General features: G+C 71.9%; 15 protein-coding genes. 3 read left to right on the top strand and 12 right to left on the bottom strand.

Going from position 1 to position 15058, the window contains the following annotated elements:
- Positions 1-162: 162 nt before the first annotated feature.
- The 3 genes from ELQ39_RS26175 to ELQ39_RS26165 all read left to right on the top strand — a co-directional run bounded on the left by ELQ39_RS26175 (position 163) and on the right by ELQ39_RS26165 (position 3147).
- Positions 163-1092, top strand: a complete 930-nt coding sequence (locus tag ELQ39_RS26175; RefSeq protein WP_225641823.1) for a 5'-3' exonuclease — start codon at positions 163-165, stop codon at positions 1090-1092.
- A gap of 41 nt (positions 1093-1133) precedes the next feature.
- On the top strand, positions 1134-1976 hold the full coding sequence (locus tag ELQ39_RS26170) for a siderophore-interacting protein (RefSeq protein WP_242594259.1): 843 nt from the start codon (positions 1134-1136) through the stop codon (positions 1974-1976).
- 217 nt (positions 1977-2193) lie between these two features.
- Complete coding sequence (locus ELQ39_RS26165) at positions 2194-3147, top strand: RluA family pseudouridine synthase (RefSeq protein WP_242594257.1); 954 nt, start codon at positions 2194-2196, stop codon at positions 3145-3147.
- On the opposite strand, the gene ELQ39_RS26160 is transcribed toward ELQ39_RS26165, so the two are convergent.
- The 12 genes from ELQ39_RS26160 to ELQ39_RS26105 form a co-directional block, all read right to left on the bottom strand.
- Positions 3141-4709, bottom strand: coding sequence for a cytochrome P450 (locus tag ELQ39_RS26160; protein ID WP_242594256.1), 1569 nt, complete (start codon positions 4707-4709; stop codon positions 3141-3143). The genes ELQ39_RS26165 and ELQ39_RS26160 overlap by 7 nt on opposite strands.
- 63 nt (positions 4710-4772) lie before the next feature.
- Entirely contained in the window at positions 4773-5393 is a 621-nt protein-coding gene (locus ELQ39_RS26155; protein WP_190004111.1) for a GTP-binding protein, read from the bottom strand.
- A complete protein-coding gene (locus tag ELQ39_RS26150) occupies positions 5374-5784 on the bottom strand; it encodes a DUF742 domain-containing protein (RefSeq protein ID WP_242594254.1) in 411 nt (136 codons plus the stop codon). The genes ELQ39_RS26155 and ELQ39_RS26150 overlap by 20 nt, the downstream gene beginning before the upstream one ends.
- The gene (locus ELQ39_RS26145; RefSeq protein ID WP_006132309.1) at positions 5781-6188 is read right to left on the bottom strand and encodes a roadblock/LC7 domain-containing protein; all 408 of its coding nucleotides are present in this window, start codon (positions 6186-6188) and stop codon (positions 5781-5783) included. The genes ELQ39_RS26150 and ELQ39_RS26145 overlap by 4 nt, the downstream gene beginning before the upstream one ends.
- Positions 6185-7741 carry a sensor histidine kinase gene (locus ELQ39_RS26140; protein ID WP_242595659.1) on the bottom strand — a complete coding sequence of 519 codons (1557 nt, stop codon included), beginning with the start codon at positions 7739-7741 and terminating at the stop codon, positions 6185-6187. The genes ELQ39_RS26145 and ELQ39_RS26140 overlap by 4 nt, the downstream gene beginning before the upstream one ends.
- A gap of 464 nt (positions 7742-8205) precedes the next feature.
- A complete protein-coding gene (locus tag ELQ39_RS26135) occupies positions 8206-11064 on the bottom strand; it encodes a DEAD/DEAH box helicase (RefSeq protein WP_242594252.1) in 2859 nt (952 codons plus the stop codon).
- Positions 11065-11101: 37 nt separating this feature from the next.
- Positions 11102-11992, bottom strand: coding sequence for a diacylglycerol kinase (locus ELQ39_RS26130; RefSeq protein WP_242594250.1), 891 nt, complete (start codon positions 11990-11992; stop codon positions 11102-11104).
- A gap of 31 nt (positions 11993-12023) precedes the next feature.
- Positions 12024-12893, bottom strand: coding sequence for a twin-arginine translocase subunit TatC (tatC, locus tag ELQ39_RS26125; protein WP_190004107.1), 870 nt, complete (start codon positions 12891-12893; stop codon positions 12024-12026).
- Between the two features lie 92 nt (positions 12894-12985).
- The gene (tatA, locus tag ELQ39_RS26120) at positions 12986-13267 is read right to left on the bottom strand and encodes a Sec-independent protein translocase subunit TatA (RefSeq protein WP_242594248.1); all 282 of its coding nucleotides are present in this window, start codon (positions 13265-13267) and stop codon (positions 12986-12988) included.
- A gap of 255 nt (positions 13268-13522) precedes the next feature.
- A complete protein-coding gene (locus ELQ39_RS26115) occupies positions 13523-13717 on the bottom strand; it encodes a hypothetical protein (RefSeq protein WP_190004106.1) in 195 nt (64 codons plus the stop codon).
- A gap of 9 nt (positions 13718-13726) precedes the next feature.
- Complete coding sequence (locus ELQ39_RS26110; RefSeq protein WP_033274974.1) at positions 13727-13987, bottom strand: hypothetical protein; 261 nt, start codon at positions 13985-13987, stop codon at positions 13727-13729.
- A gap of 64 nt (positions 13988-14051) precedes the next feature.
- Positions 14052-15047, bottom strand: a complete 996-nt coding sequence (locus ELQ39_RS26105; RefSeq protein ID WP_107115323.1) for a helix-turn-helix transcriptional regulator — start codon at positions 15045-15047, stop codon at positions 14052-14054.
- Positions 15048-15058 lie beyond the last annotated feature (11 nt).

The raw sequence follows: 15058 nt of genomic DNA, 5'->3' as shown, positions 1-15058 counted from the left end.
TGAAACAGAAACCGGCATCGTTCCGCCGCCGCGCCTCCCCGCAATCGAACGGCGCAAACTTTTCGTGGGCCGCCTCACAGATGTGGCGCAGGACGCAACACGTCGCGCGGCAGGCCACGCGGGCGCGCCGACGGGCCGGTGCTGTCGGTGGGGTGGGGCATGATGCGGGACGTGACCGGACTGATGCTTCTCGACACCGCCTCCCTCTACTTCCGCGCCTATTTCGGCGTCCCGGAGTCCGTCAAGGCGCCGGACGGCACGCCGGTGAACGCCGTGCGCGGGCTGCTGGACTTCATCGACCGCCTGGTCAAGGACCACCGGCCGGACCGGCTGGTGGCCTGCATGGACGCCGACTGGCGCCCGCAGTGGCGGGTTGACCTGATCCCCTCCTACAAGGCGCACCGGGTCGCCGAGGAGCAGGAGACGGGTCCCGACGTGGAGGAGGTGCCGGACACGCTGTCGCCGCAGGTGCCGGTGATCGAGGAGGTGCTCGACGCGCTGGGCATCGCCCGGGTGGGCGTCGCCGGTTACGAGGCGGACGACGTGATCGGCACGTTCACCGCGCGCGCGGAAGGACCGGTCGACATCGTCACCGGCGACCGCGACCTGTACCAGCTGGTGGACGACGCGCGCGGGGTGCGCGTGCTGTACCCGGTGAAGGGCGTCGGCACGCTGCAGGTCACCGACGAGGCGGCGCTGCGCGCGAAGTATGGGGTGGACGGCAGGGGGTACGCGGATCTGGCGCTGCTGCGCGGCGACCCGAGCGACGGCCTGCCGGGCGTCCCCGGCATCGGGGAGAAGACGGCGGCCAAGCTGCTGGCCGAGTTCACCGACCTGGCCGGGATCCTGGCGGCCGTGGACGACCCGCGGTCGAAGCTCACGCCGACGCAGCGCAGGCGTCTGGACGAGGCGCGGCCGTATCTCGCGGTGGCGCCGAAGGTCGTCCGGGTCGCGGACGACGTCCCGCTCCCGGACGTCGACACGGCCCTGCCGCGCGCCCCGCGCGACCCGGCCGCCGTGGAGTCCCTGGCCGCGCGCTGGGGCCTGGGCGGTTCGGTCACCCGCCTGTTGGCGACGCTCGCGGAGCGGTAGGTGCTAACTTAGGCATACCTAACCGCAACTGGGAGGTCCTCATGGCAGAGCGACCGGCACGCGCGCCGCGCACCCCGCACACCGGCGTGGTCGTCCGCACCGAGCGGCTGACCCCGCACATGCAGCGCGTGGTGCTGGGCGGCGAGGGCCTCGCATGCGTCTCGGCGGACACCTGCACCGACCACTACGTCAAGCTGCTGTTCCCGGCGCCGGGCGCGGTCTACCCGGAGCCCTTCGACCTGGAGCGGATCCGCGCCGAGTTCCCGCGCGAGCAGTGGCCGGTGACCCGGACGTACACGATCCGCCACTGGGACGCCGAACACCGTGAGCTGACCCTCGACTTCGTGATCCACGGCGACGAGGGGCTGGCCGGCCCCTGGGCGATCAACGCCCGCCCCGGCGACGTGGTCCGCTTCCTCGGCCCCGGCGGCGCCTACGCACCCGACCCGGCCGCCGACTGGCACCTCCTGGCAGGCGACGAGAGCGCGCTGCCCGCGATCGCCCGCGCCCTGGAGTCGCTCCCGCAGGGCGCCCGCGCGGTCGCGTTCCTGGAGATCGCCGGCCCGGAGGAGGAGCAGAAGATCGACTCCGACGTGGAGATCCGCTGGCTGCACCGCGGTGACCGCAGGGTCGGCGAGGCCCTGGTGGAGGCGGTCAACGCCCTCGACTGGCCGGAGGGCCGCGTCCACGCCTTCGTCCACGGCGAGGCGCACTTCGTGAAGGAACTCCGCCGCCTGCTCCGCGTGGACCGCGACATCCCCCGCGAGGACCTCTCCATCTCCGGCTACTGGCGCCTGGGCCACAACGAGGACGGCTGGCAGGCCTCGAAGAAGGAATGGAACGCCCGCGTCGAGGCGGAGCAGGAGGGGACGCCCGCGGCGTAAGCGCCCCGCGGGGGCGCGGGGACCGCGCGAACGAAGCCCCACCGGCTCAGGGGCGCGGGGAACTGCGCGAACAACCCCCACCGGCTCAGGGGCGCGGGGAACTGCGCGAACAACCCCCACCGGCCCGCACCGGCTCACGGGCGCGGGAACTGCCCGAACGCCCCCCACCGGCCCGCACCGGCAGGTGACCCCGCACCTCCCCGTACCCTTGCCCCACGTGAGACGCAGACGCACCCCCGCCCCTCCCCCACCCCTGCCGCAGCGCGACGGCGTGGACCCGGTCCGGGTGCGTCTGCCGGCAGACGGCCCGGGCGCGACGGTGCGCGAACACCTGGTTCTGCGGCTGGCCGCACCCTCCGCCGTGATCGACGGCATGTTCGACGCCGGTGCGATCGTCGACGCGACCGGCAACCCCGTCCCGCCGGACACCCCTTACACCCCCGGCCTCACGGTCTGGTTCCACCGCGACATGCCCGACGAACCCCCCGTCCCCTTCGCCCTGCACGTGGTGCACCAGGACGACCACCTCGTCGTCGCGGACAAACCCCACTTCCTCGCCACCACGCCCCGCGGCCGCCACGTCCGCCAGACGGCCCTGGCCCGCCTCCGCCACGAGCTCGGCCTGCCGCACCTGACGGCCGCACACCGCCTGGACCGCCTCACCTCGGGACTGGTGCTGTTCACCGTGCGCCCCGAGGAGCGCGGCGCGTACCAGACGCTGTTCCGCGACCGCCGGGTGCACAAGGAGTACGAGGCCGTCGCCCCGTACGACCCGGCGCTGGACCTCCCCCGCACCCTCCGCAGCCGGATCGTCAAGGAGCGCGAGGAGCTGACCGCTAAAGAGGTCGACGGCGAACCGAACGCGGAAACCCACGTAGAACTGCTCACGCACCGTGCGGACGGCCTGGCCCGGTACCGGCTGGTGCCCGGCACCGGCCAGACCCACCAGCTCCGGGTGCACATGAGCGCCCTCGGCGTGCCGATCCTCGGCGACCCCCTCTACCCGGAGGTGAGCGCTCCGGTCCCGGCCGGCGACTTCCGGCGCCCGCTGCAACTGCTGGCGCGGGAACTGGCGTTCACGGACCCGGTGACGGGTGCGGCACACCGGTTCACCAGCGGCCGGACGCTCGAGGCGTGGACCTCGTACGACACCTGGGCGGCGGATCAGTAGCCGCGCCACCACCGCAGGAACCGCTGCCAGGCGCCCTTGGGCGGCTCGGGCTGCGCGAGCGGAGGCGGTACGGGCACGGCGGCCGGAACCGTACCGGCGTCCGGCGCCCCGCCGACACCCGCACCCGCACCCGCACCTGCACCCGCACCGCCCACAGCAGCACCCACCGATGCAGGCGCGGGTGCCGGAGTCTGCCGCGGGACTCCCCCGATCTGCCAGTCGTGCGCCGCGGGCGCCCCCGAGCCGGCCTCGTGGCCCGGCGCCTGCGTGATCTCCTGCTGAGGCCGCGGCGTGAAGTGCACCGGCAGCGAGACCAGATGGCGCGAGGCGATCGACTCGGTGAAGGTCAGCTCCTCCTCGTCGCAGCTCAGCTCCACGTCCGGCAGCCGCATCAGCAGGGCGTCGACGCCGACCTCGGCGATGACACGGCCGATGTCCTGGCCGGGGCACTCGTGGGTGCCGCCGCCGAACGCGAGGTGCGAGCGGTTGCCCTGCATGTCGGCGGTCGGGTCGGGGCGGACGCGCGGGTCGACGTTGGCCGGCGCGGGTGCGAACAGCAGCCCGTCCCCCTTGCGGATGCGCTGCCCGCCCAGCTCGGTGTCCTGCTTGGCGTAGTAGGCGAAGATCGTGCTGAACGGCGGTTCGTCCCAGAGGAGTTGCTCCACCGCCTGGGGCACGGTCATCTGGCCGCCGTTGAGCTGGGACCGGAACCGCGGGTCGATCAGCACCTGGCGCAGCACGTTGGCGAGCAGGTTCGCCGTGGCCTCGTAGGCGGCGATCAGCACCACCCGCAGATGCTGGCTGACCTCCTCGTCGGACAGCCCGGCCGGGTGGCTGACGAGTCGGCCGGTGAAGTCGTCCCGGGGTTCCTTGCGGCGGCGCGCGGTGAGGCGGTTCAGCGCCTCCATCACATGGGCGTTGCTCGCGATGGCGGTCTCGGTGCCGCGGATCATGTCGCGGGCGGCCTGCACCATGCGGTCGTCGTACTCGTCGGGCATGCCGAGGACGTGGCACATCACGGCCATCGGCAGGTGCTCGGCGTACTCACTGACCAGGTCGGCCTCGCCGGCCTCGCAGAACCGGTTGACGACCCGCTGGACGCTGCGGTTGACGTACCGGCGCAGACTGCGGAAGTCGGTCGCGGAGACGGCGGTGTCGATGGCGCCGCGCCAGCGCCGGTGCTGCTCTCCCTCGACATGGGCGCACATCGGCTGCCAGGCGATGTGCGGCATCAGCGGGTGGTCGGGTTTGACCAGGCCGTCGCGGAGCGCGGACCAGATGCGGCTGTCCTTGGTGAACTGCCCCGGACTTCGCACCAGTTGCTGACTCTCGGCGTGGCCGAGCACGATCCACAGCGGTACGTCGTCATGGATGAGGACAGGCGCCACCGGGCCGTGTTCCTCGCGCAGCCGCTCGTAGAGCCTCTTGAGGTCGTCCGACTCGTGGAGCCGGGCGAGTCCGCCGGGGCCCAGGCCGTGCGCGGGGCATCCGGGGGGCGGTCCGGGCCGGGCGTCGTCACCGGCCGGGCGGTCCGGCGTCTGGGAGTGGGATTCAGGCGTCACTGTGGTCGCTCCGGGAAGGGGAATGCCTATGAGGTTCCGAGGAAGGGAAAGAGGTCCCGCGCGTCAGGTGAGCGAGCCCGTCATGGCGAGCGAGTGCAGGAAGCGCATCAGGGTCATCAGCACGTCGCGGCTGGAGGCGCGGCGCCGCACGTCACACTCCACAATGGGGATCATCTCGGACAGGTCGAGCGCGGACCGCAGGTCGGTGATGGGGTAACGGGGCGCGTCCGGGAAGGAGTTGACGGCGACGACGAAGGGCACGCCGCGTTCCTCCAGGCGGCCCATGACGTCGAAGCTGACCTCGAGGCGGCGCGTGTCGACCAGGACGACCGCGCCGAGCGCGCCTTCGAACAGGCCGTTCCACAGGAACCAGAAGCGTTCCTGGCCCGGCGTGCCGAAGAGGTACAGCACCAGCTCGTCGGTGATCCTGATGCGGCCGAAGTCCATGGCGACGGTGGTGGCCGTCTTGGACGGGGAGCCGTAGTTGTCGTCGACCCCGATGCCGGCCTGCGTCATGGTCTCCTCGGTGGTCAGCGGTTTGATCTCGCTGACCGAGCCGACCATGGTGGTCTTGCCGACCCCGAACCCGCCGACGATCACGATCTTCACCGCGGACTGCGCCGTGTGGGGCAGCTGGTCCTCGGCGCGTGGGCCCGGGATGGTGTCAGAGCCGTTGAAGTCCATGCATCACCGCTTCGAGAAGGGAACGGTCCGGGAGCGCCTTGCGGACGATCGGGGAGCGCGCCTGGACCAGTTCCGCCGTCAGCAGTTCGGTGATCAGCACGGTCACCACGCTGAACGGCAGACTGAGATAGGCCGACAGCTCGGCCACGGACAAAGGGGCGACGCAGAGCCTGAGCAGCGCCGCCTGCTCGGGGGTGGCGGAGGGCGGGGGGTCGGGGGAACGCGCCACGATCAGCGTGACCAGGTCGATGTCGGCGCGCTCGCCGTCCGGTCCCGCGACGACGTACAGCCGCTCCGGGTTGCCGCCCTCGCCCTCCTTCCGGGCCGGGGCGGCCGGCTGTGCGGGCGTGCCCTGCCCGGGAGTGCGCCTCTGGCGTCGGGGAGGAGTCATACGGTCTGCCCGTTCCGTCGGGGCGGACTGGTCAGATGGGCGCCGATGCGGACGACGAGGTCGCGCATCATGCCGCCCATGCGGCCGGGTTCGCAGGTCATGTCGGAGAGGACCGCGAGGTAGGCGTTGGCACCGGCCGCCATCAGGTAGAAGTAGCCCTCGTCGATCTCGATGAGCACCATCTTCATCTCGCCGTCGCCGTGCGGGAGTTCCTGTGCGACGGCGGCGGCGAGACTCTGCACGCCGGCGCAGGCGGCGGCGACCCGGTCGGCGGCGTCCGGCTCGCCGCCGTAGCGTGCGATGCGCAGGCCGTCGGCGGAGAGCACCACGATCATCTCGACGCCGGGTACGCCGTCGGCGAGCTCCTTGAGCATCCAGTCGAAGTTGGCTCGTTGCTGGATCACTTGAGGTCCCCCTCGTCCTCGGCCTCGGTGCGGGCCGGTTCGTTGATGAGATGCAGGTAGGCGGTCGGGTTCCGGGTGAAGTCGGTGGGGTGGACGTCCGGGTCGAGGTCCTTCTTCAGCCCCTCCCAGAAGGCGTCGACCCACAGCCCCGGTTCGCGGTCGTGCCGCTTCTTCTTCGCGGGCTCGGCGGCGGCCCAGATGTCGTGGTACTCCTCGCCGCGCTCCCTGGCCTCGCGCTCGGCGCGCTCGGCGGCGGCCTGCTCGGCGTAGCGCTGGGCGAGCGGGGTCCTGACGCGGCTGCGGCGCTGCGGGAGGCCGCCCGCGGTCCATTCGGTCACCTCGGGGACGTCGTCCTCCACGGCGGCCGTCTCGGGGATGCGGGGGCTGGTGGGGCGGCGCTTCTTGGGGGCGCGCTGCGGGCCGGGGAGGGCGTCGACGGGGCGGGGCACGGCGGTGGCGCCGATGCCGTGGGCGAGACCGACTCCTGGCTGGTCGGTGATCATCTCGCTGGGGACGACCAGGACGGCGCGAACGCCGCCGTACGCGGAGGCGCGCAGCGACACCTGCATGTTGAACTGCGTGCACAGACGGCCGACGACGGCGAGGCCGAGACGCGGGTTGCCGCCGATCTCCTGGAGGTCGACGCCGCGCTGGGCGCGCTCGAGGATGCCCTCGATGCGGGCGCGGGCCTGCTCGTCGAGGCTGACGCCGGCGTCCTCGATCTCGATGGCGACGCCGGTCTGCACCTCGGTGGCGGTGACGCTGACCTTGCTGGTGGGCGGCGAGTAGCGGGTGGCGTTGTCGAGGAGTTCGGCGGCGGCGTGGATGACCGGCTCGACGTAGATGCCCTTGATGTTGATCTTGGCGATCGACTTCAGGTCGATGCGGCGGTACTCGAGGATGCGGGACATGGCGCCGCGCAGCACGCTGTAGAGCGCGACCGGCTTGGGCCACTGGCGTCCGGGGCGGCCGCCGCCGAGGACGGAGATGGAGTCGGCGAGGCGGCCGATCAGCGCGGTGCCGTGGTCGATGCGCAGGAGGTCGTCGAAGACCTCGGGGTTGCGGCCGTGGTCCTCCTCCATCTCCCTCAGTTCCTTGGCCTGCTGGTGGACGATGGCCTGGACGCGGCGGGCGATGGAGACGAAGGAGCGCTGCGAGGAGTCACGCAGGTTCTCCTCGTCGTCGATGATCTTGAGGACCGTGCGCAGCAGCACCTGCTGGTACGTGGGGAGGTCCCGCCAGGACGGGTTGAGCCTCGGCAGGTCACGCATCACCTCGTCCGGCTCGTTGCCGGCGTGCAGGTGGTTCAGGCAGGCGGGGAAGACCTGCTGGATGAAGTACTCGGTCTCCGTGTCGTGGGCGGCGATCCGCGCCTCCAGACACGCACGGTGACGCTCGTGCTCGGCGCGTGCCTCCCGCAGTACGCGGCCGCGGCGCACCGCCTCGGTCGCGGTGGCGGCCACCAGCAGGGTCGCTACGGCACCGCACACGCCGACAGCGATCCGGGCGGGCTCCGTCACCAGGGCGACGGCGGCTCCGGTCGCCGCGGCCATCACTATGGCCGGCATCAACAGCACGCGTGCGTAAGGAAGTTGGACACTCGCCATGTGAGCCCTCTGAAGCGTGTCGACTGACGGTCGGGAACGTGCACATAAGGGAACAAGCGCACGAATTCATCTCAACTCGGTGCGCTGCGGGCGAGCTTAGTCCGACGGGATCATCGCCATGTCATATTCAGCAACTGCCGGAAACGGCCCCCGGGGCAGGAGTACGCTCGAGGCCATTTGCACGGTCCGGGATGATTCGAACACACACTGTCACGACGCACAGGCGTACGACGACCACTCACCGTCACGGGTTAACCGGACCTGAGGAGCAGCGGTCCACGGTCTCTCGGAGGCCTCCCCATCCCTTCCCCCGCGCGCGGCCGGTGATGCGGCCGCACCAGGGCGCGCACAGTGCGGAAGCCCGGCGCGCGGGGGGCGCACCGGGCTTCCGGAGAGAGTGCCGAGCGGGGTCAGCCCACGGAGGAGTAGGCCACCACCCCGCGCAGCAGACCGTCCACCGCCTTGCGGGCGTTCTTCGCGACCGTCGAGCCCTCGGCGACCGGGGCCGCCGCGGAGATCTGCCCCAGCACGTCGATGACCTGCTTGCACCAGCGCACGAAGTCGCCGGCCGGCATCTCCGCCTCGCGCAGCACCTCGTCGAGGCCCTTGCCGGAGGCCCACATGTAGGCGGCCCAGGCGAAGCCGAGATCGGGCTCGCGCTGGCCCACGCCCTCGGTCTGGCTGATCCGGAAGTCCTCCTCCAGCGCGTCCAGCCGGCCCCAGATGCGGACCATCTCGCCGAGCGCCGCCTTCGCCCTGCCCGAGGGCAGCTTCGGCGCCGCCGCGTCGTCCGCGACCCGCGACTCGTACACCAACGCCGAGACGCACGCGGCGAGTTCGGCGGGGCCGAGGCCCTCCCAGACCCGCTCGCGCAGGCATTCACTGGCCAGCAGGTCCAGCTCGCCGTACAACCGGGCCAGCCGCCTGCCGTGCTCGGTGACCTCGTCGCCGCGCAGATAGTCCATCTCGGTCAGCAGCGCGACGATCCGGTCGAAGGTGCGGGCGATGGTGTTCGTCCGGCCCTCGATGCGCCGCTCCAGCTGCGAGGTGTCCCGCATCAGCCGGTGGTAGCGCTCCGCCCAGCGGGCGTGGTCCTCGCGGTCCTGGCAGCCGTGGCACGGGTGCGCCCGCAGCGCCTTGCGCAGCCGCGCGATCTCCCGGTCGTCGGCGGCCGGGGCGCGGTTCTTGCGGTGCCGGTCCGGCACGATGTGGCCGGCCTTGGTGCGCAGCGCGGAGGCGAGGTCCCGGCGGGACTGCGGGGAGCGCGGGTTGAACGACTTCGGGATCCGCATCCGCTCCAGCGCCTCCACGGGCACCGGGAAGTCGACCGACGCCAGCCGCTTCACCTGGCGCTCGGCGGTCAGCACCAGCGGACGCGGACCGTCGTGGTACTCCACGCCACGGTGGCCGTTGGTCCGGCCGGCGGGCAGCCCCGGGTCGAGCACCAGCGCCAGTCCGGCGTACTTGCCGGTGGGCACGTGGATGACGTCACCGGGCCTGAGCTTCTCCAGCGCGACGGCCGCCTCCGCGCGCCGCTGCACCTGACCCTGGCGGGCCAGCTCGTTCTCCCGGTCCTTCAGCTCACGGCGGAGCCGCGCGTACTCCTCGAAGTCGCCGAGGTGGCAGGTCATCGAGGCCTTGTAGCCCTCGAGGCCCTCCTCGTTGCGCTGCACCTGACGCGAGATGCCGACGACCGACTTGTCCGCCTGGAACTGCGCGAACGACGTCTCCAGCAGCTCCCGCGAGCGGTGCCGCCCGAACTGCTCGACCAGGTTGACCGCCATGTTGTACGACGGCTTGAAGCTGGAGCGCAGCGGATACGTGCGCGTGCCGGCCAGTCCCGCGAGGTGATCGGGGTTCATCCCGCGCTGCCACAGCACCACGGCGTGGCCCTCGACGTCGATGCCGCGGCGGCCCGCCCGGCCGGTCAGCTGGGTGTACTCGCCGGGGGTGATGTCGGCGTGCTGCTCGCCGTTCCACTTGACGAGTTTCTCCAGCACCACCGAGCGAGCGGGCATGTTGATGCCCAGGGCCAGGGTCTCGGTCGCGAACACGGCCTTCACCAGACCGCGCACGAACAGCTCCTCGACGACCTCCTTGAAGGTCGGCAGCATGCCCGCGTGGTGCGCGGCTATGCCCCGCTCGAGGCCCTCCAGCCACTCGTAGTAGCCGAGGACGTGCAGGTCCTCGGCCGGGATGGAGGCGGTGCGCTCCTCGACCAGGTCGCGGACCTGGGCCCGTGCCTCCTCGTCGTTGAGCCGCAGGCCCGCGTACAGGCACTGCTGCACCGCGGCCTCGCAGGCGGCCCGGCTGAAGATGAACGTGATGGCGGGCAGCAGACCCTCGGCGTCGAGCCGCTCGATGACCTCCGGCCGGCTCGGCGTCCACACGCGCGAGCGCTGTCTGCGCTCCCGCTCGCGGTCCGCCTCCCGCATGCCGTTGCGGCCCCGGCGGCGGTCGCCCCAGGACGGGCGGCTCGCCTCCAGCCGGGCCATGCGCGTCAGGTCGGGGTTGACGGCCTTCTTGTGGCCCTCCCCCTCCTCGAAAAGGTCGTACATCCGGCGGCCCGCCAGCACGTGCTGGAACAGCGGCACGGGCCGGTGCTCGGAGACGATCACCTCGGTGTCGCCGCGGACGGTGTCCAGCCAGTCGCCGAACTCCTCGGCGTTGGACACGGTCGCCGACAGGGAGACCAGCGTCACCGACTCCGGGAGGTGGATGATCACTTCCTCCCAGACGGCGCCCCGGAAGCGGTCGGAGAGGTAGTGCACCTCGTCCATCACCACGTAGCCGAGGCCGAGGAGGGTCTGCGACCCGGCGTACAGCATGTTCCGCAGGACCTCGGTGGTCATCACGACCACGGGCGCCTCGGAATTGACGCTGTTGTCACCGGTGAGCAGGCCCACCTTGTCGGTGCCGTAGCGGCGGCACAGGTCGGCGTACTTCTGGTTCGACAGCGCCTTGATGGGCGTCGTGTAGAAGCACTTCCTGCCCTCCTGGAGGGCGAGGTGGACGGCGAACTCGCCGACGATCGTCTTGCCGGATCCGGTGGGGGCGGCGACCAGCACGCCCTTTCCGGCCTCGAGGGCCCGGCAGGCCTCCACCTGGAAGGGGTCGAGGCCGAAGTCGTACATCTCGCGGAAGGAGGCGAGCGAGGTGGCCTGCTCGGCAGCGCGCCTGCGTGCTGCCGCGTACCGCTCGGCCGGTGAGAGGTCCTCTGTCATCGTGCTTTCGAGCGTACCGGGCCGCACCGACAACGTGACGATCATTATCCGGACCGGCCACGTGAGGTGCGGCGACGCCCGCTCAGGGGCCGACGACCCGGACCGCCCCCGGCACGCAGCGGGCGGTCAGCGGCAGCGGCCCGACGTACTCGCCGTCCGCGTAGCCGGTGACGTCCTCGGCGACCAGCTCCACGCTCGCCGCCCGCATGACGGACACCACGGGGTGGTCGACGTGCGTCCCCTTGTAGACCCGCGGAAACACCCGCAGCAGCGTGGCCCGGCTGCACTCGCCGACCACGGTGATGTCGAACAGTCCGTCGGTGAGGTCGGCGCCCGGGCATATCCGCATGCCCCCGCCGTACGACGGCCCGTTCCCCACGGCCACCAGCGTCGCCTCGACCTCGTGGACCTCCCCGCCGTCCAGCGTGATCCGGTACGGCAGCGGCCGGAAGGCGGCCAGCTCGGCGACCATCGCCACGTCGTACTTGAAGCGGCCGAGGGGGACGCGCATCCGGTTGCCCCGGTCGTTGACCCGGGAGTCGAAGCCGGAGGCGAGCACGGCCCCGAACCAGCGGTCGCCGATCCGGCCGAGGTCGACGTCACGGGAGCGGCCGCTCTTGAGGGCGTCGGCGATCATCCGGCCGGACGTGGCGGGTTCGCGCAGAGGCATGCCGAGTGCCCGGGCGAAGTCGTTGCCGGTGCCCGCGGCCACCAGACCGAAGGGGGTGCCGGTGCCGACGACGGCCTGCAGGGCGAGGTTGGCCATGCCGTCGCCGCCGACGGCGATCAGGGCCCCGGTGCCCTCCTCGACGGCGGTGCGCGCCCGGGACAGCGCGTCCTCGGGGCCGTCGCCCGTCACGGCGCTGACGTGGAAGCCGGCGTCGCGCAGCGCGGAGGCGGCCGACCGCGCCGCACGGGCGCCCCGGCCGCCGCCCGCGGTGGGGTTCACGAAGAGGGTGATCTCGCTGGTCACGGGAGTGACCCTACGAGGTGCCGGCTCGTCCTCAGGTCACGTCGTCATAACCGTTGACGCGGTCCCGGGAGGTCTGCTCGGGCAGCGCGGCGACCGGTTCGGCCGGTTCGACCGCTTCCGGGGTGTGGTCGAGCACGGAGGCCTCGTCGTCGGAGGGGCCCTCGGACTCCTTGCGGGCGCGTCGTCTGTCGTTCAGCAGCGAGAAGCCGACGGCCACGAAGTACAGGACGACGATCGGCCCGGACAGCGCCAGCATGCCCACCGGGTCGGTGGTGGGCGTGGCGACCGCGCCGAAGATGAAGACGCCCATGACGACACCGCGCCACCAGCCCGCCATCCGGCGGCCGGACACGATGCCCACCATGTTGAGCATGATCAGGAGCAGGGGCAGCTCGAAGGCCAGGCCGAAGACCAGCACCATGCGGATGGTGAAGTCGAGGACCTCGTCGAGCGACAGGATGTTCGCCGATCCCCCGGGCGTGAGACTGAGCAGCACCTTGATGCTGACCGGGAGGATGACGTACGAGAGGAGGGCGCCGCCGGCGAACAGCGGCACCGCGGCCGCGGTGAAGACGTAGGTGTACTTCTTCTCGTGCCGGTGCAGACCGGGGGCGACGAAGGCCCACAGCTGGTAGAGCCAGACCGGGCTGGAGACGACCAGGCCCGCCATGAGGCTCACCTTGATCGTCGTGGTGAACGGCGACGTCAGTGTGTTGAACGACACGATGGCGCAGTTGCCGCCGTCGCTGTTCGTCAGGGAGTCGCACTTGGGCACCGGCTCGGCCAGGAACTGCATGAGCTGTTCGCTGTAGAACGCGGCGACGACCGACACCACGACGATCGCGAGCACGGCCTTGGCCAGGCGGTTCCGCAGCTCACGCAGGTGTTCCACAAGAGGCATGCGCCCCTCGGGATCCCTCTGCTGTGTGCGGGCAGACTTGAGCAACCCACGTTCCCATCTCGTGCGGCGGGCCGGACGTCACCGGCCCTGCGTCAGCGCTTGGTCGTGTCCGTCGGCTCGGTGACCGGGCGGGAGCTGGTCACGTCGCCGGGGGCGGCCTGGATGGTGCGCTGCGCCGGGGGCTGCTCGCCGCTGGCCGGCGGGTCGGCCGGAGCGGAGGACTTGTTGTCCTCCTTCATCGCCTTCGCCTCGCTCTTCAGGATGCGGGCGGACTTGCCGAGCGACCGCGCCATGTCGGGGAGCTTCTTGGCGCCGAACAGCAGGATGATGACGACGAGGATCAGAATGATCTCGGTAGGTCCGAGCCGTCCCATAAGTCTTTACCTTCTCACCGAGGCGGGTGGGTGGGGGGCTGTCCGACCGGTCGGACATGCGTCCGAAGGACGGTGCAGACAGCGATCGTAACGCCCAGAGGTAAACGTCCGGCAATCCCTGTGCGTACTCCCGTCCGCGGCCCGTGCCTCGTTCTCCGGGCCGCGATCAGCAGCGTACCTGCCGGGCCCCGGCCCGTGACAGGGCGGCGACAACGCCCCGTCCGGACGGCCGTGACCCGCCGGCGCCGCCGCGGGTCACAGGGCCTCCGCCGAGCGGGCCGTGCTCTCCGCCGCCCGCTCCAGGTCCTCGGCCGCGCGGCCGATGCGGCGGGCCGAGTCCGCGACCTGCCTGCCGAGGCGCTCCGCCTCGACGAACACCCGGACGGCGAGCACTGCGAGCACCGTCAGCCCCAGGAATCCCAGGGCCACGGCGAACATCGGCCAGAACATGGGTCGAGCCTAGACGGTCGAGTGCAGCCGGAGCGTACGCACCCCGCCGCCGGTGAGCAGCTCGACGATCCGCTCCCCCGCCGGCTTGCGGACGGCGGCGCCGCACTCGGGGCAGGTGAAGGAGTAGAAGGTGGTGCGGCTGCTGGCGCCGATGGCCAGCCGCAGCGCGCTCGCGGACAGTTCGAAGCGCTCCCGGCAGTCCGGGCAGCCCGCCCGGAACATCACCGGGGCCACGTTCCTCATCCCGGCGAACGCGGACGCCGCCGTCATGCCTCGTGCCCCTGTGGTCGCCGACTCGCTCAAAGCCCTCGCTCCTGACTGTCGTCCTGCCCGGTCATCCCGCCGCCCCGGCCCCGTCGTACGCCTCCAGCGCCTCACGCGCCGCCCGGCGGGCGCTCTCGGCCAGTTCCCGCGGCTCCACGATGCGTCCGTCGCGGCCGAGCCGCAGCGCCAGCCGCTTCAGCGACGCGGGGTCGGGGGTGCGCAGGGTGATACGGAGCCCGCCGTCGGGAAGCTCATCGGCGCTGTCGTGCGGGTAGTACTCGGCCACCCAGCGCCCGCCCGGCCCGACCTCGACGACCACCTCGGGATCCTCGGCCGCGGGCTGCACCAGCCCTTCGGACAGGTCGCGCAGCTCGACCTCGGGCGGCGCGGACGGCTCGTCGAGGATCTTGATCTCGGCGACCCGGTCCAGCCGGAAGGTGCGGCGCGCCTCGGAGCGGCGGCACCACGCCTCGACGTACGTGTGCCCGACGCTGACCAGGCGGATGGGGTCGATCTCCCGCTCGGTGACCTCGTCGCGGGCGGGCGAGTAGTAGCGGATCCACAGCCGGCGGCGCTCGGCGATGGCCCGGTCGACGTCCGCGAAGACGCCGCCCTCGGACTCGAAGGTCACCGACAGCCGGGAGCTGGCGCCGGCCGCCTCGCCGGCCGCGGTCTCCACCTTCGCGGTGGCCCGCAGCAGCGCCTGACGATCGCTCTCGCGCAGCCCCGGCAGCGTGGCCACGGCGCGGGCGGCGACGAGCAGCGCGGTCGCCTCGTCGGCGGCCAGGCGCAGCGGCTCGGCCGCGTCGGCGCCCAGGGCGGCCGGGTTGTGCCACCAGATGCGCTCGCCGTCGGTGTCGATGTCCAGCAGGTCGCCGCCGCGGAAGCTGGTGCCGCACATGGGCAGCACGTCGAGGTCGGAGACCAGTTCGTCCTCGGTGATGCCGAAGGCGCGCGCCACGTCCTCGATGCGGGCGCCGGGGCGCTCGCGGAGATACGTCACCAGGGACAGCATCCGCCGCGTCTGGTCGATGGCGTTCACGGGCCTGACCGGTTTGCCTGCCACGTTGTCGTCCG

Origin of the sequence: Streptomyces sp. GB4-14 (genome assembly GCF_022696125.1) — a bacterium.
Lineage (GTDB): Bacteria > Actinomycetota > Actinomycetes > Streptomycetales > Streptomycetaceae > Streptomyces > Streptomyces werraensis.
Note: the sequence above shows the minus strand (reverse complement) of the source record. Positions and strands in the feature narration are given on the sequence as shown.

Excerpts from the sequence above, each read along its gene's own strand:
- ELQ39_RS26175 (WP_225641823.1), top strand. The coding sequence starts at position 163 with ATGCGGGACGTGACCGGACTGATGCTTCTCGACACCGCCTCCCTCTAC.
- ELQ39_RS26170 (WP_242594259.1), top strand. The coding sequence starts at position 1,134 with ATGGCAGAGCGACCGGCACGCGCGCCGCGCACCCCGCACACCGGCGTG.
- ELQ39_RS26155 (WP_190004111.1), bottom strand. The coding sequence starts at position 5,393 with ATGGACTTCAACGGCTCTGACACCATCCCGGGCCCACGCGCCGAGGAC.
- ELQ39_RS26150 (WP_242594254.1), bottom strand. The coding sequence starts at position 5,784 with ATGACTCCTCCCCGACGCCAGAGGCGCACTCCCGGGCAGGGCACGCCC.
- ELQ39_RS26140 (WP_242595659.1), bottom strand. The coding sequence starts at position 7,741 with ATGGCCGCGGCGACCGGAGCCGCCGTCGCCCTGGTGACGGAGCCCGCC.
- ELQ39_RS26135 (WP_242594252.1), bottom strand. The coding sequence starts at position 11,064 with ATGATCGTCACGTTGTCGGTGCGGCCCGGTACGCTCGAAAGCACGATG.
- tatC (WP_190004107.1), bottom strand. The coding sequence starts at position 12,893 with ATGCCTCTTGTGGAACACCTGCGTGAGCTGCGGAACCGCCTGGCCAAG.
- tatA (WP_242594248.1), bottom strand. The coding sequence starts at position 13,267 with ATGGGACGGCTCGGACCTACCGAGATCATTCTGATCCTCGTCGTCATC.
- ELQ39_RS26115 (WP_190004106.1), bottom strand. The coding sequence starts at position 13,717 with ATGTTCTGGCCGATGTTCGCCGTGGCCCTGGGATTCCTGGGGCTGACG.
- ELQ39_RS26110 (WP_033274974.1), bottom strand. The coding sequence starts at position 13,987 with ATGACGGCGGCGTCCGCGTTCGCCGGGATGAGGAACGTGGCCCCGGTG.